The following is a 19,838-nucleotide window of genomic DNA, read 5'->3' on the forward strand; positions in this document are numbered from 1 at the left end:
ACGGCTGCTATTGGTTTCGCTTTTACAGCGAGTCACTTGGAAAAGCGCCAAGTAACCAAACGCTCTTGCCCCTTTCGTACGGTGCCTCGCTAAGGCTCGGCATACCCTCGCTCCGGTCCTGCTCCGTGGGCCCGCCGCGATCGGCCATCCATGGCCGGGCGCGGCTAACCCGGCATCCATGCCGGGTTGCCCACTGCGCAAAACCTGCACTCGGCCTTCCCAGGGGGCAAGAAAATCCAAAGCAGATCCAAAGCAAATCAAAATCCCTCCAGCTCCGCCATCAAGTCATTCAGCCGATCCGCCTTCTCTTCGGTCATATCGTTCACCGCCAACCCGTCGATGTACACGGCCAGTTCCTCTACCGTGCTGCACTCGAACATGGCTCGCAACGGTACATCGCGTTGCAGCGATTTTTGCACCCGGGATGCGATTTGCGTCGCCAATAGCGAATGCCCGCCCAGTTCGAAGAAATTGTCGCGCACTCCAACCTTGTCGACCTTCAGCACTTGCGCCCAAATTTCTGCCAGCGTCTGCTCCAGCGCATTGCGCGGTGCCTGGTAATCCTGGTTCGGCAATTGGCCGATTTCCAGCACCGGCAGCGCTTTGCGATCGAGCTTGCCGTTGGCGTTGAGGGGCATCCGGTCCAGCCATAACCAGTGCAACGGCACCATGTATTCCGGCAGTTCGGTGCGCAGGTGTTGTTTGATGCGTTCCAGGTGTTCGTTCGGTTTGAGCGTCGAATCAGCCGCCACCAGATAGCCGACCAGGTGCGTGCCGTTGACGCCGTCCTGTACGCCGACCGCTGCTTCGCGAATGTGCGGCTGTTCGTGAAGGCGCGCTTCGATTTCACCGAGTTCGATACGGTAACCGCGAATTTTCACTTGATGGTCGATTCGCCCGACGTACTCCAGCACGCCGTCGCTGCGACGCCGCGCCAGATCGCCCGTGCGATACAGACGATCCCCCGGAGCACCAAACGGGTTCGGTACGAAGACTTGCGCGGTGCGCAGCGGATCACTTACATAGCCACGTCCGACACCCGTGCCGGCAACGCACAACTCGCCCACCGCGCCCAGCGGCACCAGCTCCAGCGCGCCATCGAGCAGGTACAAACGGTTGTTGTCGGTCGGTGTACCGATCGGCAAATAGCTGCCGCGGGTCGAGGCCGAATCGACACGGAAAAACGCCACGTCATCCGAGCACTCCGCCGGGCCATAAGCATTCACCAGCCCAATGTCTGGATAACGCACAAGCCATTGGTGGGCAAGCTCCGGCGGCATGGCCTCGCCCGTCGGCAGCATCCAGCGCAGGCCATCAAGGCTCATGCGTTCCTGGGCAAGCATGCCCTGAATCAGCGACGGCACGCTTTCCAGCACGGTGACGCCTTGCGCCGAAACGTGTGCCAGCAACCCCTGCGGATCGTGGGCGATGGTGTTGGGCACGATGTCGACCCGTGCGCCGAACAACGGCGCGGCGAGGAATTGCCAGACCGAAACATCGAAGCTTTGCGAAGCCGTCTGCGCGATCACGTCGGCATCGCTCAGGTCCAGGTATGGCACCTTGCTCAACTGGTTATTGAGCATGCCGCGCTGCTCGACCATCACACCTTTGGGCAAACCGGTGGAACCGGAGGTGTAGATCACATACGCCAGATTGTCCGGACCACTGTAGCGCCCGGGATTGGTCACCGGTGCGTCACTCGCCTGCACCTCTTCCCAGACCAGCAAGCGAGGTCGATTGGCACAGCCGCAGGCGTCCAGCAGCGCGACAGCTTGTGCACGGCACGCCTCAGTACACACCAGCAATGGCGTGCGACTCAGGTCGATGATCCGGCTCAGGCGTTGGCTTGGCAGTCCCGGGTCCAGCGGCAGGTAACCCGCCCCGGCCTTGAAGCTGCCGATGATCATGCCGAGCAAATCAAGGTTACGTTCGCCCAGCAACGCCACCGGTTGATCCAGCCCGACACCGGCCGCGATCAGGGCATGACCCAGCCGGTTACTGCACAGGTTCAGCTCGGCATAGCTGTGCTGTTGATCCAGGCAACTGGCGGCCACGCGCTGCGGATGCTGAGCAACCCGCGCTTCGAATAGCGCAACGTAGCCCTGCTCCAGCGGATAATCGTGCTCGCTCTGGTTGCAACCGTGGATCAGGAAGTCCTCTTCCTCGGCACCCAGCAGCGGCAAGTCGGCCATGTCGCCATAGAACCCCTCCACCAGCGCCAACAGCAAGCGTTTGAACTCGCCGAGCATGCGTTCGACCGTGGACGCATCGAAGAAGCGCTGGTCATAAGACAGGTGCAAGCCCAGGTCGTCGCCTGGATAGCACACGGCCGTCAGCGGGAAGTTGGTGTGGGTGCGTCCAGAATCCGAGGTTGCGTTGAGGCTCTGCGCACGGTCCAGCACCGAGACTTCCACCGGGGCGTTTTCGAACACGAAAAGACTGTCGAACAAGGGCTGGCCCTTGGGCAGTTCGCTGTTTTCCTGAATGCTCACCAGCGGCAGGTATTCGTACTCGCGCAGCTGCATGTTGCTGTCGAGCAAGCCACTGAGCCACTGGCGAACGCTGCAGCGCTGATCGTCTTCGGGCATTTTCACCCGCAGCGCGATGCTGTTGATGAACAGCCCGACCGTGCGCTGCATCGCCGGCATCTCCACCGGACGACCGGCCACCGTGACGCCGAACAGCACATCGCGATCACCGCTCAAACGCCGCAATACCAAGGCCCACGCCGCCTGGGCAAAGGTGTTGATGGTCAACTGATGGGCCTGGGCCAATTCGCGCAGTTGCGCACCGTCCCGGGCATCCAGTCGGGTGTAGCGGTCGCCCACGATCATGCCGCCACTTTCACCGGCGTGTTCGCGCAGGAAGGGTCGGTCACTCGGGATCGGCGTGGTCCGTTCGAAGCCTTGCAGATTGTTTTTCCACCATTGCCGAGCCTCCTCCAGGCTCTGGCGTTGCAGCCAGCCTATGTAGTCGCGATAACGCGGTGGTACGGCCAGTTGTGCCTGGCGATTTTCGCCCAGGGCGGTGTAGATCTCGAAGAAATCGTCCATCAGCAGCGAACGGCACCACGCATCGATCAGGATGTGGTGGTTGCTCATCATGAACCAGTAGCGCGCGGCGCCAACCCGGATAAGCCGCAGGTGGAACGGTGCCTGATCAAGCAGATCGAAACCGGCCTCGCGCTCGCTTTTAAGCAGTGCCTGCAGCTTTGGTTCTTGCTCGGTGTCGGCGACATCGGTCCAGTCCAGGAACTCGATCGGCGTGCTGCCCGGCTTGTGGATAACCTGCAGCATGTCTTCACCGACGTTCCAGCAAAACGAGGCACGCAGGGCTTCGTGACGCGCGATCACCGCTTGCCAGGCGTCGGCGAACCGCTGCGGATCAAGCTCGCTGTTGATGCGGTAACGGTCCTGCATGTAATACAGCCCGGTGCCCGGTTCCAGCAGGGTGTGCAGCAACATGCCTTCCTGCATCGGTGTCAGGGGATAAACATCCTCGATGACCGCAGCGGGCACGGGCAGCGCGTCGAGTTGTGCCTGGGTCAGTCTGGCCAATGGGAAATCCGACGGCGTCAGGCCGCCCGCATCGTCGCGCAGGCAATGCTCGATCAGGGCTTGCAGCTCACCCAGGTAGGCGTTCGCCAGCTCGGTGATGGTGTGTGGATCGTGGCGTTCGGCACTGAACGTCCAGCGCAACACCAGCTCGCCGCCGTAGACCTGACTGTCGACGCTCAGCTCGTTCGGCAGCGGTGCTTTCGGGTCATGGGCAGCGCCAACCGGCTCGTCCAGCGGACGGAACAATGCATCATCGGCAAAACTCTGGTCGAACTGACCGAGGTAATTGAAGGTGATCTGCGCCGACGGCAAAACCGCCATGGCAGTACGGCACGAATCATCGGCGAGGTAGCGCAGCACGCCATACCCCAGACCTTTGTGCGGCACAGCACGCAATTGCTCCTTGATCGCCTTGATCGAGTCGCCCTGGCTGTTCGCCGGCGTCAGCCGCAACGGGTACGCACTGGTAAACCAACCCACGGTGCGGGTCAGATCGATGTCATCGAACAGGCTTTCGCGGCCATGGCCTTCCAATTGAATCAAGGCCGATTCGTGATTACTCCAGCGGCACAACACGCGCGCCAATGCGGTCAACAGCAAGTCATTGACCTGAGTGCGGTAGGCACTCGGCGCCTGTTGCAGCAATTGGCGAGTCTGTTCGCTGTCGAGGCGCACACTGACGGTTTGGGCATGACGATTCTGCCGTCCACCTTCAGGGCGCGCGCACGGCAACGCGGCGCGTGGACCTGCCAGATGCACCTGCCACCAACTCAATTCTTCGCGCAGTGACTCGCTGCCGGCGTAAGCCTGCAAGCGTGCGGCCCAGTCCTTGAAGGCGCTGGTTTTCGCCGGCAACTGGACCGCTTGCTGCGAGGCCAGTTGGCGATAAGCCGTTTGCACATCGTCCAGCAATACGCGCCACGAAACCCCGTCCACCACCAAGTGGTGAATGGCGATGAACAATCGCTGCTGGTCTTGCGGACCGTCAACCAGTAGCGCACGAACCAGCGGCCCCTGTTCAAGGTCGAGGCTGCGCTGGGCATCGGCGAACATCGCCGTGCACTGGTCCATGGATTTCACCCGTACTTGCCAGAGCACCGGGACGTCAGATTCCGCCTGGTGTTCGGCGCGCCAGTGGCCAGCGACGTTGGTGAAACGCAGGCGCAAGGCGTCGTGCTGTGCGATCACCGCCAGCAGCGCTTGCTCAAGACGATGAGGTTCCAGCGTCTCGGCCGGTTCCAGCAGCAAGGCCTGGTTCCAGTGTTGGCGCTCAGGGATTTCGCTGTCGAAGAACCAATGCTGGATCGGTGTCAGGCGCGATTCGCCCGTCAGTAAACCTTGTTCGGCCGTGGCCTGCTCAGTGCGGGTCGCGACGGCAGCGAGGGTGTGCACCGTCTGGTGCTGGAACAGGTCCCGCGGGCTGAAGTGAATACCCTGTTGTCGTGCGCGGCTGACCACTTGGATCGACAGGATCGAATCACCGCCCAGCTCGAAAAAGTTGTCATTGAGACCGACCTGCGGGACGTTCAACATCTCGCACCAGATACCGGCCAATGTCAGTTCCAGCGCGTTGCCTGGCGCCACGTATTGCTGACGGTTCAGCTCGGGATCCGGCGCCGGTAACGCGCGGCGATCCAGTTTGCCGTTGGCGGTCAGCGGCCAGTGAGCCAGCAGGATCAGGTGGGTTGGCACCATGTAGTCCGGCAGCTGGGATTTGAGCTGAGCCTTGAGCGCGTCACGCAGCGAAGCCTGTTGCAAGTCATCCTGCGCGGCGGTATCGGTCAGCACGTAGCCGACCAATTGCTTCCCGCTGGGTGCGTCCAGTGCAAGCACCACAGCCTCACGCACGGATTCATGCTCGAGCAAACGGGTTTCTATCTCGCCCAGTTCGATGCGGAAGCCACGGATCTTCACTTGATGATCGATACGTCCCAGATACTCCACCAGCCCATCGTTACGCTGGCGAACCAGGTCACCGGTGCGGTACAGGCGCCCGCCGTCGGCGGCAAACGGGTCCGCCACAAACCGCTCGGCCGTCATGCCCGGACGCTGGTGATACCCCTGCGCCAGACCGGCACCGCCAACGTACAACTCGCCGCTGGCACCTTGTGGCACCAAGGCCAGGTCGGCATCAAGGATGTAGGCCACGCGAGCGCCGATCACGCTGCCGATCGGCACACTGCCCAGGCCTTCTTCCAATTGCTCCGGAGCCAGGCTGGCCAGCGGCATGACCACGGTTTCAGTCGGCCCATAGGCATTGAAGAACAGGCTCGGCTTGAACGCCGCACGAATGCGTTGCAGGTGTTCACCGGTCAGGGCTTCACCACCGGTGATGCACATGCGCACTGGCAGGGTTTCGTTTCGGGTGGCCAGCCATTGCGCCAATTGGCTGCCGTAGCTTGGCGTGAAACCGAGAACATTGATGCGGTGGCGACGAATCAGACCGCAGATTTCTTCCGCGTCCCACTGTCCCTGGGCACGCAAGACCACCTGCGCGCCACTCAACAACGGCACCAGCAACCGCTCGGTGGCAGCGTCGAAATTGATGGAATAGAAGTGCAGTTCGCAATCGTCCGGGCGCATCCCGAAGCGCTCGATCACCGCACGACAATGCATCGCGATTTCGCCGTGGGACACCACCACGCCTTTCGGTCTGCCGGTGGAGCCCGAGGTGTAGATCAGGTACGCCTGATGCTGCGGCAGGCTGATGAATGGCAGCTCACTGGTCGGGTAATTCGCCAGTTCAGCGGCATCGTCTTCGAGGCACCAACGCGCCACATTCGCCGGCAGTTGGCCAAGCGCCTTGAACATCGCCGCATCGCTGAGCAGCAAACCGACGCCACTGTCTTCGATCATGTAATGCAAACGGTCCAGCGGATACTCCGGGTCCAGCGGCACATAGGCGCCGCCGGCCTTGAGGATTGCCAGCAGGCCGACGACCATGTCCAGCGAACGTTCAAGTGCCAGACCGACGCGCACCTGCGGGCCGACACCGCGTTCGCGGAGCATCCAGGCCAGGCGATTGGCCCGACTGTCGAGTTCGGCATAGCTCAGGGAGTGCCCGGCGAACGTCAGTGCCGGCGCATCTTTTCGAATAAGTGCCTGCTCGCTGAACAGGTGATGAATGCATTGGTCAAGACGATGCTCCCCCGGTTCGACACCAAGGCTGTCGAGCAATTGTTGCTGCTCAGTGGCGTCCATCAATGGCAGCTCGCTGAGGCGCTGTTGCGGATCGCTGAGTAAGGCTTCGAGCAGGTTGCGCCAATGCCCGGCCATGCGCGCAATGCGTGGTTCGTCGAACAAATCGGTGCTGTAGGTCAGGCAGCAACCGAGCCGATGATCGAGGTCGGTGACTTCCAGATTGAGATCAAACTTGGTCGCACGCGCATCATTGGCCAGGTACTCAACAGTCATGCCCGCCAGGGTACGACTCTGCTGGAATTCCCAGCGCTGGACGTTGCACATCACCTGGAACAGCGGGTTGTAAGCCGTGCTACGCGGTGGCTGCAAGGCTTCCACCAAATGATCGAACGGCAGGTCTTGATGGGACTGGCCTTCGATGACGGTATGGCGGACCTGATCGAACAGTTCGCCAACGGACATCTGGCCGTCGAGCTGGCAACGCAGCACCTGTGTATTGAGGAAGGCACCAATCAGCCCTTCGCTTTCAGGACGAATCCGGTTGGCCACCGGCGCGCCAATACGCAAGTCGGTCTGGCCACTGTAGCGGTAAAGCAGCACCGCCAATGCGGCCGTCATGGTCATGAACAGGGTCAGGCCGTTCTGCGCATTGAAGGCTCGAACCCGTGCGGCAAGGTCATCACTCAGGTCGAAACGGAACAACTCACCCTGATGGCTTTGCACCGGTGGACGCGGGCGGTCGGAGGGCAATTCCAGCAGCGGATGTTCACGGCCCAGCTGCGCGGTCCAGTAGTCCAGTTGACGCTGGCGTTCACCAGACTCCAGCCACTGACGCTGCCACACACTGTAGTCGAGGTATTGAACCGGCAGCGGCGCCAGCGGCGATTCGCGGTCCTGCACAAAGGCTTCGTAGAGCGCGCTCAATTCCCGGGCAAAGATATCCATCGCCCAGCCTTCTGTGACGATGTGGTGCAGGGTCAGCACCAGGTAGTGCTCCAACTCGCCGGTCTTGACCATGCACGCGCGTAGCAGTGGCCCGGTTTCCAAATCGAAAGGTTTGTGCGCCTCGTCGTCAGCCAGTTGCTGGACCTGCCATTCACGACCCTCGGCATCCAGCGCGGTGAAATCCTTAAACTCCATGCGCATGCCGGTGTGCTCATGCACCTGTTGCCTGGCCACACCGTCGATGCTCGGGAACGTGGTGCGCAGGGTTTCGTGGCGCAGGATCAACGCCTGCAACGCCGCCTCGAAGCGCCCGACATCAAGCACCCCGCGCAACCGCGCCATGCCACCGACGTTGTATGCCGGGCTGTCCGGTTCCATCTGCCAGAGGAACCACATGCGCTGCTGGGAATAGGACAAGGGCACCGGTTGGCTGCGGTCGACTTTTTCAATCGGTGGTTGCTGGTTGGTTTTCCCGCTGGCCTGAATCAACCGGACCTGTTCGGCAAACGCGCCCAGCTCGCTGTTCTCGAACAACGCTCGCAACGGTAACTCGACATCGCAGGCCTGACGTGTGCGAGAAATGATTTGCGTGGCCAGCAACGAATGACCGCCCAGGGCAAAGAAGTCATCACGCAGACCGATTTGCGCAAGGCCCAGCACTTCGCGCCAGATGCCGGCGATCTTTTGTTCCAGGGCACTGACCGGTTCGACGTGTTCGCGAACCTGCCAGTGCGGTTCAGGCAGCGCCCGACGATCAAGTTTTCCGCTCGGGCCCAAGGGCATTTCGTCCAGCCGCATCAATTGCGCCGGGACCATGTATTCAGGCAACTCGGCTGCCAATGCGGCGTTCAGGCGCTGGTTTTGTGCATCGCTATCTTCGCAGGAACCCGTGGTCGTGTAATAGCCGATCAACTGTCCACCAGCTGCTGTTTCACGCACCAGCACGACGGCTTGAGCGACGCCGTCCTGAGCCAGCAACCGTGCTTCGATTTCTTCCGGCTCGACACGAAAACCACGCAACTTGACCTGCTGATCGAGACGCCCGAGGTATTCGATAACGCCCTCTGCTGTCCAGCGTGCCCGGTCGCCGGTGCGGTACAGGCGGGCGCCCTGCTCGCCCAACGGATCCACGACAAAACGCTCGGCGGTCAACGAAGGACGTCCCAAATAGCCCCGGGCCAGACCGATACCACTGATGCACAACTCACCCGGCACACCGGCCGGCACGGGATTGAGATCGTGATCGAGCACCCGGCAGACAACGTTGCCCAACGGTCGGCCAATCGGCGAACGCTCGCCGTCCGTGAGGGTGCAATGCCAATAGGTGACGTTGATCGCGGTTTCGGTCGGGCCGTAGCGGTTGTGCAATTGCACCGCCGGCAGGTATTCCAGCACGCGGTTACGCAGCCCCGCGGGCAAGGCCTCACCACCGGAAAATACCCGGCGCAGGCTGGTGCATTCGGCGGTGAGCGGTTCGTCGATAAACAATGAAAGCAGTGGAGGCACGAAGTGCAGTGTGGTGACGCCGAACTGTTGGACAAGCTGGGCGATGCGATGCGGATCGCGGTGTTCGCCAGGGCCGGCGATCAGCAAACGTGCCCCCGTTATCAGCGGCCAGAAGCACTCCCACACCGACACGTCAAAACTGATCGGCGCCTTTTGCATCAGCACGTCGGTATCGTTCAGGCGATAGGTGGACTGCATCCATTGCAGCCGCTCGGCGAGGGCCGCGTGGGTATTGCCGACGCCCTTGGGCTGACCGGTGGAACCGGAGGTGTAAATCACGTACGCCAGGTTGTCGCCGTGCAAGTGCAGGCCCGGTGCGTGACTCGGCCAGCTTTCCAGGTGCAGGGTGTCCATGGCGATCACGCTGACGCCTGCGGTGGCCGGCAAGCGATCGAGCAGTTCGGTCTGGGTCAGCAGCAATTCCACGCCGCTGTCGCTGAGCATGTAGGCCAAACGTTCGGTGGGGTAATCCGGGTCCAGTGGAACGTAGGCGCCACCGGCCTTGATGATCGCCAGCAGGCCGATCAACAGCTGCGGCGAACGCTCGGCAGCAATCGCCACGCACACGTCCGGGCCGACGCCTTTGTCACGCAGGTAATGGGCCAGCCGGTTGGCCTGGGTGTGCAATTGCGTGAAGTCCAGGCTGCCGCCGTCCCAGATCAGCGCGGTGCGTTCCGGGGTCAGCCGCGCCTGCTCGCTGAGTTGTTCCGGGAGCCACTGGCTGGCCGGTGTGCACGGTGCAACGCTCCACGTTGACTGGTGTTGTTGCTCCCTCGGCGACAGCAGTTGCAAGTCACCGATGGCGCTTTGCGGTCGCTCGCAAACGTCTCGCAGCAGGTTGCTGAAATGCTCCGCCAGGCGTTCGATGGTGGCGGTGTCGAACAGCTCACTGGCGTAATCGAAGGACAGGCTCAGACGCCCTTTGGCATCTTCTTCGCTGTGCAATTGAAGGTCAAACTTGGCTTCGCGACTGTGCCACGGCAGTTCTTCCGCCAGCAAACCGGGCAACCGACGCAGCGCGCTCAGGTCACGCTGCTGATGGTTGAACATGACCTGGAACAGACCTTGTTCCCGGGCATGGGGGAAGGCTTCGAGCAGCTGTTCGAACGGCAAGTCCTGATGCGCCTGGGCGCCCAACGCGGCGTGACGGGTTTGCGCCAACAGCTCAATGAACGGCAGCCGCGCATCCACCTCGGCGCGCATCACTTGGGTGTTGATGAAAAACCCGATCAGCCCCTGAGTTTCCAGACGAGGACGGTTGGCATTGGGCACGCCGAGGCGGATGTCGCGCTGACCGCTGTAGCGATGCAACAGACTCTGGAAGGCGGCAAGCAACAGCATGAACGGCGTTGATTCATGGGCCTGGGCCGTACGGCGAATGGCGTCGCTGAGGGTCGTCGCCAGCGTGATCGAATGACGGGCCGCAGGTTGGCTTGGCTTTGTTGAACGGGGATGATCAGTGGCCAGATTCAGGGTCGGATGCTCAGTCCCCAGCTGCGCTTTCCAGTAGGCCAATTGCCGCTCACCCTCCCCTTGCGCCAGCCATTGGCGCTGCCAGCTGCCGTAATCGGCGTACTGGGTCGGCAAGGGGGCAAGCGCTGCGGTTTGCCCCTGGGAGGTGGCGGCGTAGACCCGCGAGAACTCGTCGATCAGCACGTTCAGCGACCAACCGTCGGCGATGATGTGGTGCATCGTCACCAGCAGTTGATGCTCCTCATCATCCAGGCGCACCAGGGTCACCCACAGCAGCGGACCTTTCTCCAGATCGAATTGGGTATGGGCTTCGTCTTCACGGATCTGCTGCGCGCGAGCCTCTCGCTCGCTGGTTGGCAAGTCGCTGATGTCGATCAGTTGCAGGTTGAACACGCCGGCTACATCGATCTGTTGCAGCGCCACGCCATCACGTTCGAAGAAGCGCGTGCGCAGGGATTCGTGGCGTTCGATCAGTTGCTGAAAACTGGCGCGCAGTGCGTCTTCATCCAGTTCGCCACGCAATCGCAGGGCTCCCGGAATGTTGTAAGCGCTGCTCTGCGGGTCGAGCTGCCAGGTGATCCACAATCGGTTTTGCGCAAGGGACTGCGGCATCGGTTCACTGCGCGACAGGGTGGAGATTGCGCCTTGAGCCAGTCCGCCGTCCTGTTGTTCGCGGGCGACTGCGTCGGCGAATGCGCCCAGGGTCGGGGCTTCGAACAGCAAGCGCAGGTTCAGCTCAAGACCGAGTTCTTCACGCAGCCGCGCGACCACCTGAGTCGCCGCAATGGAGTTGCCACCGAGCAGGAAGAAGTGATCATCTGCATCGACCTGTTTGACCTGCAATTGCTCGCACCAGATCTGACCGATCAGGGTTTGCAGCTCGGAAGCGAACTCGTTTTGCCCCTCGCTGGCGCTGACTGCTGAAGGGAACAGCGCGTAATGGTCGAGACTGCCGTCCGCCAATCGAATACGGCACGCCGCTCGTTGCAATTTGCCGCTGGAGGTTTTCGGCAACGCACCGGGGTTGAGCAGCGCCACCACGCTTGGCGCCTCCTGATACGCCTCCGCCACGGATTGGCGAATGGCTTTGATCAACGCTTCGGGCGGCAGGATCTTCTGCACGCTGCGGCTGATCTCCGCAGCGATCCCGATGCCTTCGTGACCGTCGATCGTGACCGCAAACGCGGCCACCCGACCTTTGCGCACGACCTCGACTTCACGCTCGATGGTCTGTTCGATGTCTTGCGGGTACAGGTTGTGGCCACGAACAATCAGCATGTCTTTCAAGCGACCGGTGATGAACAGTTCGCCGTCGCGCATGAACCCCAGATCGCCCGTACGCAACCAGGTGCGCCCGCCGTGCTGGACGAAGGTCTTGGCGCTGGCTTCAGGATTGCGCCAGTAACCCTGGGCGATGCTCGGACCGGCGGCCCAGACTTCGCCAACGCTGTTGTCAGCCAGTTCGTTAAGCGCCAGCGGGTCGACAATCAGTACCGCGTGATCTGGCTGGCTGATGCCGCAACTCATGATCGCGCTGCCCTCTCCTGGCTCCGCCCGGTTCTGCGCCAGCGCTTGATCATCGACACGCAGAGTGCCGATGCCATGGCCGCGCGGGCTGCCGGCGACAAACAGCGTGGCCTCGGCCAAACCGTAGGACGCCATGAAACTGTCCGGGGTAAAACCGCAGGCAGCGAACTTGCCGGCAAAGCGTTCCAGGGTGTCAAGACGAATCGGTTCGGAACCGGAATACGCCACTCGCCAGCCGCTGAGATCGAGCCGTTGCAGTGCCGATTCGCTGATCCGCTCGCTGCACAGGCGATAAGCAAAATCCGGCCCGCCGCTGATGGTACCGCCGTACTCGCTGATCGCTTCGAGCCAGCGCAACGGCCGACCGAGGAAGTACGCCGGTGACATCAACACGCAAGGCACGCCACTGAAAATCGGCTGCAACAGACCGCCGATCAAGCCCATGTCGTGGTACAGCGGCAACCAGCTGACAATCACATCGTCGGGGTTCAGATCAATGCCGAAACCGTGGCGAATCAACAACTCGTTCGCCACCAGATTGCCGTGGCTGACTTGCACGCCTTTGGGCAGTGCCGTGGAACCGGAGGTGTACTGCAGGAAGGCAATGTGATCGGCCGGCAGATCCGGCGCGCGCCAGGTATCCGCCAATGCCGGGGCGAGGCTGTCGACGCAGAGCAACGCGGGTGTACCTTCGATTTTCGACAAGGCGTCGCGCAGGCCAGTACTGGTCAGCAGCAGACGCGGTTCGGCATCGCTGATGATCGACAGCAAGCGTTCCTGATGATGACGGCGGGTCGACTCTGGCGGATACGCCGGGACCGCGATCACGCCGGCATACAGGCACCCGAAGAAGGCGGCGACATAGTCCGGTCCGCTCGGGAACAACAACACCGCACGATCGCCAAACTCAGCCTCGGCCTGCAGCGCTCCCGCAATAACCCGGGCCCGCCGATCCAGCTCGTGGTAACTCAGCACCACCGATTGATCCGCAGTTTCGGCGAGAAACCGCAAGGCCACCCGATCCGGCGTCAGGGCCGCGCGGCGCTGGAGGGCTTGGACCAGATTGCCTGGGAGTTCGAACGCGTCGGTCATGGGGTTTCCTGCCAGATGTGGGCTTGCAAATGGAATCGGTTTTCTTACGTCAGCCCCATTCGGGGGGCATGCAGGACGCGGTCTTCGCCGACCGCGCAAGGCATTGGGAATGCTGATTTGGCCAGGGCTGTACGTCTGAGCCATTCACCAATGAGAACGGATGGGATCTTGAAATAATTAGTCATACGGCTGATCGCCAACGGGGCTGGCGTGCGTCAGCGTGTCGCAGTTCTCAAAACGCACCTTTGCGGAGCATTAATTCTCTTTCTCAATTGACAATAATTATCATTCAACATAATTTGTCGCTCGATGTGTAGGGCAGCCCAGGTCTTTCGCGCCGCCCCACTAACCTATTTGCAGCAGGGTGTTTTCCATGACGGAACAAGTATCCACAAGCAGGTGCGACTCACCGTTACTTCAGGCATTCGTCGACAATCGACTGATTCTGGTCAAGATTGCAGCGCGCATTACCGGTTGCCGGTCCCGCGCTGAAGACGTGGTGCAGGATGCATTCTTCAGGCTGCAATCTGCACCGCAGATCACATCGTCCTTCAAGGCGCAGCTCAGTTACTTGTTCCAGATCGTGCGCAACCTGGCGATCGATCACTACCGCAAGCAGGCGCTGGAGCAGAAGTATTCCGGCCCTGAAGAGGAAGGGTTGAACGTGGTGATTCAAGGTGCTTCGCCGGAAACCTCGCACATCAATTTCTCGACCCTGGAAAACATCGCCGATGCGCTGACGGAGCTGCCGACCCGCACCCGTTACGCATTCGAGATGTACCGCTTGCACGGTGTGCCGCAAAAAGACATCGCCAAGGAATTGGGTGTCTCGCCGACGCTGGTGAACTTCATGATTCGCGATGCGCTCGTGCACTGCCGCAAGGTGTCGGGGAATCGGGCGGACACGTTTGCTCGTCGCTGAAACCTGCAAGTTTGCGTCGCCCCTATCGCGAGCAGGCTCACTCCTACATTAAATCTGCGGCGCTCACGGATTTCGTGTTCACAACAGATTCAAGGTGGGAGTGAGCCTGCTCGCGATGGCGGCCTCAGGATCAATAAAGATCCCGAGCCTCACACCTCAAACCAACCCACACCGCTCAAAAAACCGCTCGCGCCCCAACACCATCAACGCCGCGCGCTTATGCGGGAAATCGAACTCTTTCTCGCAATAAAAACGCTGCCCCTGCAGGTACCCGATCATCTTTGCATTATCCGCGCGGGGCTCGGCGACCACTCGCTGGGTGCGTGGATCATCGAGAAACAGATAGTGCGTCAGCGCCGATAACCAGCTCGCCACCTTGTGTGGGCCACGGTGTGTTTCTTCACCGACCAGCATGTGGATACCCCGGTCGTAATCGGCGGCGTCGTAGAACGGCGCGATACGATCCTCCTTGGCCCAGTAGGCTTCAAAATAAGCGAAGGGCTGATCATCGAAACAACCGATCAACGTCAGTGTGTGCGGGTCGGATTCGAGTTTGGTCAGGTATTCGCGATGCTGTTCGAGGCTGCCCTCCTCCTGCCAGAAGCTCGCCACCCGCGCACTGTTCTGCCAGCGATTGAAGCGCTCCAGATCTTGGTCGATGTCGACAGTGCGTAACGTGATCCAGGCGCCCAATCGCGCATCAAAGCGGCGATACACCTCACCTTGAGGTTTCACCGCGCGCAACGGGTGACGCTTGCCGCCACTGGTGATCATCTGCTGTGGAAAACTGTGGGCCCGCGCTTGTGTCAGCCACGGCCGGGTCAGTTGCCAAAACAGCGCGCGCTCGCAGCGGTACTCACCGGGTACGTCGGTGTTGATCAGCAAACCGCTGAGGAGCGCCTCATTGGGCACGTCATCGAGCAACCAGTTCAGGCGCTGGCAAGCAGGGTCGCGGGCGAACAACCAGTAACAGGCGGCCCGGATCGCGTCGGTGTCTGGGCGTTTGAAGCCCTCCTCGACCTGCACCTGTAGCTCGGGCTCAGGATTCAGGCGCAGATGGATCAACGGCTGTCCCGCCAGACTGAGGACCAGTCGGTTTCCGGTTTCATCCGCTACAAGATGGCTGCCTGACGGTAAGGCCAAGGCGATCAGGTCATTCAGAATTGGCATGGGAGCGCTCACGATAATCGTCGACAGTTCAACGAGGTGACGTGAGCCGGTCAGGGAAATTTAAGAGAAGTCGCGAATTCACGACCTATGGCGCAATTCAGTTGCCAGGCACCGGCACCACGGCGATTTTGTAAGGCGAGAAAATCCTCAGCATCGCGCCGTTATCGCGCAAACCTTGCAACAACTTGCCAAAGACTTCGCCACTGATGGGCGCAGAAGGCCGCAGGATTGCGTAGTGGTGATAGACCTGATCGACGCGGTCGGACACCAATAATTGATCGACGACTTTGTCGTTGCGCAACAGGTAATCACTCAGGTACGAGCGTGTCACCAGTGCGATGTCTGCGCGGCCCCGCAGGACCATCAGCAAGTTGCTGTCATGGGAATAGGTCAGCGTCGCGTTGTAATTCTGCGCCAGCCATTTCGGGTCGGCATTGAAATTGGCGAACTCGTAGTGATAGCCGCTGAACACCGCCAGACGTTTACCGGTGAGGTCGGAGAAATAGTCCTGTGGTCGGTCGGGCTGGCGTTGCGCGACAAAAATCTCGGCATCTTCCAGCCCCATATCGACGGTGACGTGGGGAATGTCCTTCCAGCCCCAATCGGGGTTTTCAAAAATCGCCATGTCCACCCGACCTTGCTTGAAGTCACCGAAGCGGCGGGGAATCGACGTTGGCACCAACGCAAACTGGTAGTCGGTTTGCGAGGCGTTGAGCGCCTCGATCAATTGCGGCAACAGGCCGGTGTCGGCCCCCATCTCGGGACGCACGGTATAAGGAGGAAAATGCGCAGCGCCGACGCGCACCAGCTGTCCAGCCTGGGACGGCACTGTCCATGACACAGCGAGCAATAACGCCGCGAGCGCCGCCAGTGAAAATCGCGAGGCCGTCCGAATTGGCGAGCACATCAAACAACCTACTCCCGAAAATGACACATCAATGCATTCAAACTAGGCGGTTTCACCCACTTAGCCAGTTTCCTACTGGCCAAATAGCACTATTGCTTCTCTTCCAGCACCAGAATCAACGCCTCATCGGCTAATTGATCGAGGCTCATGCTGCCACCGGCACGAAACCAGGTGGTGGTCCATGACAGCGCACCCGTCAGGAACCGGCGGGTAATGAATACATCGCCGCGAATGAAACCGGCGTCTTTGGCCTCGCCCAATACTTGCAGCCAGAGGTCTTCATAAATATCGCGCAACGCCAGAACTTGCGCCTGCCCCTCTTCGGACAACGAGCGCCATTCATACACCAGCACCGCCATGGCCTCGCCGCTGCCGCCCATGATCGACTGCAATTCGCATCGGATCAGCGCCAGCACTCGCTCGCGCACACTGTCGGACTCGGCCAGTGCCGCGCGCATCAGCGCAGTGTTGTAGCGAATGGTCTCTTCCATCACCGCACGCAGGATTTCGTCCTTGCTTTTAAAGTGATGAAAAATGCTGCCGGACTGAATGCCCACGGCGCCCGCCAGATCACGCACCGTAGTGCGCTCATAACCTTTGTTGCGAAACAGGTGAGCCGCCACTTGCAGCAGTTTGCCGCGGGCGCTGTCCGGGTCGGTCAACTGGCCGTTGTCGACCAGTTCGCGCATGACCTTGAGGGCTTTTTGCTCGTCCACCCGTTTCTCTCCTACAGTCGTTCAATCAAATACGTCCATCGCCACTAAAACAGCGGGGTTGCGCGGGCAATTTAAGCTGGCGATGCCAACCAAGCAAGCGCTTGGGAAGAAGTAAATCAAGGCGTTTACAAACCAAGCGCTTGCTTGGTAGTCTCGATCCACTGCTGTCGGAGGTGATTATGGAGATGACTGTGCCTGAAACCATTCGCATCGGATGCGCCAGCGCGTTCTGGGGTGACACGTCGACTGCCGCTGCTCAGTTGGTGGACGGAGGACGCCTGGACTATCTGGTGTTCGATTATCTGGCCGAAATCACTCTGTCGATCATGGCCGGCGCGCGGATGAAAGACCCGCAGGCCGGGTACGCCAGCGACTTTATCGACGTGCTCAGCCCGCTTCTTCCACAGCTCGCCGAGCAAAAAATCCGCGTCATCAGCAACGCTGGCGGAATCAACCCGCAAGCCTGCGCCGCCGCCCTGCAAGCTGCCTGCGACAAGGCGGGCGTGGCATTGAAGATCGCCGTGCTGCTGGGCGATGACTTGCAGCCGCAATTCAAACAGCTGAGCACTCAGGGTCTGCGTGAAATGTTCACCGGCGCTCCGTTGCCAGCGATGTGCGTCTCGACCAATGCCTACCTCGGCGCACCGGGCATCGTCGAGGCCTTGCGGTTGGGTGCGGACATCGTGATCACCGGACGCGTAGTCGACAGCGCCGTGGTCAGCGCCGCGCTGGTGCATGAATTCGGCTGGTCCTGGCAGGATTACGACAAACTCGCCCAAGCCGCACTGGCGGGTCACCTCATCGAATGCGGCGCGCAGTGCACCGGCGGTAACTTCACCGATTGGCGTGACGTACCCGACTACGAACACATCGGTTTCCCCATCGTCGAGGTCAGCGCTGACAGCCAGTTCACCGTGAGCAAACCCGAAGGCTCCGGTGGCCTCGTCACGCCGCTGAGCGTAGGCGAACAGATGCTCTATGAAATCGGTGACCCGCAGGCCTATCTGCTGCCCGACGTGGTCTGCGATTTCACACACGTCAAACTGGTGCAACAGGGCAAAAACACAGTGCAGGTTCACGGCGCCAAAGGCTTGCCCCCGACCGACCTCTACAAGGTCAGCGCGACCTACCCGGACGGTTTCCGTTGCACCGCCAGTTGCCTGATCGCCGGCATCGATGCGGTCGACAAAGCCCGGCGTGTCAGCGACGCGATCATCAACAAGACGACGGAGATTTTCCTCCAGCGCGGTTGGGCGCCGTATAGCGAAGTGAACATCGAGCTGCTCGGCAGCGAAGCCACCTACGGTCCTCACGGCCAGCGCCAGGACAGTCGCGAGGTGGTGATCAAACTCGCGGTGCGCCACCCGAACAAACAGGCGCTGATCGTGTTCTCCCGGGAAATCGCTCAGGCCGCTACCGGCATGGCGCCAGGGTTGACCGGGATCGTCGGCGGTCGGCCGACGGTGTATCCGGTGATCCGGCTGTTTTCGTTTCTGATCGATAAAACCGCCTGCACCCTGGCCATCGACCTGGCTGGAAAACGCCACCCTTGCACCCTGCCCGATGGCGATGCCCTCAACACCGATGATTTGCCTGTGCCCCTCGACCCGCCCAAACCTGCCGGCCTCGCCGACGCCAGTGTGGCGCTGGTGAAGCTGGCGGTCGCGCGCTCCGGTGACAAGGGCAATCACAGCAATATCGGGGTCATGGCCCGCGCGCCGGAGTACCTGCCGTGGATCGCCGAAGCGCTGACGCCGGAAGTGATCGTGGACTGGATGAGCCATGTCCTCGACCCGGTCCACGGACGTGTCGAGCGCTGGTATCTGCCGGCCACGCACAGCCTCAATTTTCTCCTCGAAAATGCCTTGGGCGGCGGTGGCGTGGCCAGCTTGCGCATCGATCCACAAGGCAAAGCATTCGCTCAGCAACTATTGGACATCCAGATTCCGGTGCCGCAAAGCATCGCTGACCAGGTCAACTAGAGGACCGCCACCGTGGCCTACGATTCGATATTCAAAACCGATCTGTTTGCGGGTCAAACCATTATCGTCACCGGCGGCGGTAGCGGTATCGGACGCTGCACCGCTCACGAACTCGCGGCACTTGGTGCCCATGTGCTGCTGGTCGGGCGCAAGGTCGACAAGCTCAAACAGGTCGCGGCCGAAATCGCCGAAGACGGTGGCAAGGCTGACTGGCGCGTGTGCGACATACGCGAGGAAGAACCGGTCAAGCACCTGGTCAGCGAATTGATCCGCCAGCACGGGCCCATCCACGGTCTGGTCAATAATGCGGGGGGACAATTTCCCTCGGCACTCGCCTCGATCAATCAGAAGGGTTTCGAGACCGTGATGCGCACCAACCTGGTGGGGGGTTTCCTGATGGCCCGGGAAGTATTCAATCAATCCATGAGCAAGCATGGCGGCGCGATCGTCAACATGCTCGCGGACATGTGGGGCGGCATGCCCGGCATGGGCCACTCGGGCGCCGCTCGTTCGGGGATGGACAACCTGACCAAGACCGCCGCGTTTGAATGGGGCTATGCCGGCGTGCGGGTGAACGCGGTGGCTCCGGGCTGGATCGCGTCGAGCGGCATGGACACCTACGAAGGCGCATTCAAGGCCGTCATCCCGACCCTGCGCGAACACGTACCGCTCAAACGCATCGGCACCGAATCGGAAGTCAGCGCGGCCATCGTCTTTTTGCTCAGCCCCGCGGCGGCGTTTATCAGCGGCAGCACGCTGCGCATTGACGGCGCGGCGAGTCTGGGCGGCCGGGCCTGGCCGATTCACAAGGCGCAGAACAGCGAGTCCTATAACGGCTTTCATCGGGCGTACTTACCCGATGTACTGCAGCCAGACGCACCCAAGGACAAGGAATAAGCC

At 61.0% G+C, this 19,838-nt stretch carries 7 protein-coding genes; 3 read left to right on the plus strand and 4 right to left on the minus strand.

The window, feature by feature from the left end; translation table 11 throughout:
- Positions 1-257 precede the first annotated feature (257 nt).
- A complete protein-coding gene (locus tag ACA063_RS21060) occupies positions 258-13,241 on the minus strand; it encodes a non-ribosomal peptide synthetase (protein ID WP_497663235.1) in 12,984 nt (4,327 codons plus the stop codon).
- Positions 13,242-13,614: 373 nt separating this feature from the next.
- On the opposite strand from ACA063_RS21060, the gene ACA063_RS21065 reads away from it, so the two are divergent.
- Entirely contained in the window at positions 13,615-14,163 is a 549-nt protein-coding gene (locus ACA063_RS21065; RefSeq protein WP_162436311.1) for an RNA polymerase factor sigma-70, read from the plus strand.
- A gap of 156 nt (positions 14,164-14,319) precedes the next feature.
- Here ACA063_RS21065 and ACA063_RS21070 read toward each other — a convergent pair whose 3' ends face one another.
- From ACA063_RS21070 to ACA063_RS21080, 3 genes are all read right to left on the minus strand, one after another.
- Complete coding sequence (locus ACA063_RS21070; protein WP_497663236.1) at positions 14,320-15,333, minus strand: GNAT family N-acetyltransferase; 1,014 nt, start codon at positions 15,331-15,333, stop codon at positions 14,320-14,322.
- Between the two features lie 97 nt (positions 15,334-15,430).
- Positions 15,431-16,240, minus strand: a complete 810-nt coding sequence (locus ACA063_RS21075; RefSeq protein WP_497663237.1) for a substrate-binding periplasmic protein — start codon at positions 16,238-16,240, stop codon at positions 15,431-15,433.
- Positions 16,241-16,329: 89 nt separating this feature from the next.
- Complete coding sequence (locus ACA063_RS21080) at positions 16,330-16,956, minus strand: TetR/AcrR family transcriptional regulator (RefSeq protein WP_194692950.1); 627 nt, start codon at positions 16,954-16,956, stop codon at positions 16,330-16,332.
- A gap of 191 nt (positions 16,957-17,147) precedes the next feature.
- On the opposite strand from ACA063_RS21080, the gene ACA063_RS21085 reads away from it, so the two are divergent.
- A complete protein-coding gene (locus ACA063_RS21085; protein WP_497666559.1) occupies positions 17,148-18,938 on the plus strand; it encodes an acyclic terpene utilization AtuA family protein in 1,791 nt (596 codons plus the stop codon).
- Positions 18,939-18,950: 12 nt separating this feature from the next.
- Positions 18,951-19,835, plus strand: coding sequence for an SDR family oxidoreductase (locus ACA063_RS21090; protein ID WP_497663238.1), 885 nt, complete (start codon positions 18,951-18,953; stop codon positions 19,833-19,835).
- Positions 19,836-19,838: the final 3 nt, after the last annotated feature.

Source organism: Pseudomonas sp. LBUM1643 (assembly GCF_059716215.1).

Excerpts from the sequence above, each read along its gene's own strand:
- ACA063_RS21060 (WP_497663235.1), bottom strand. The coding sequence starts at position 13,241 with ATGACCGACGCGTTCGAACTCCCAGGCAATCTGGTCCAAGCCCTCCAG.
- ACA063_RS21065 (WP_162436311.1), top strand. The coding sequence starts at position 13,615 with ATGACGGAACAAGTATCCACAAGCAGGTGCGACTCACCGTTACTTCAG.
- ACA063_RS21075 (WP_497663237.1), bottom strand. The coding sequence starts at position 16,240 with ATGTGCTCGCCAATTCGGACGGCCTCGCGATTTTCACTGGCGGCGCTC.
- ACA063_RS21070 (WP_497663236.1), bottom strand. The coding sequence starts at position 15,333 with ATGCCAATTCTGAATGACCTGATCGCCTTGGCCTTACCGTCAGGCAGC.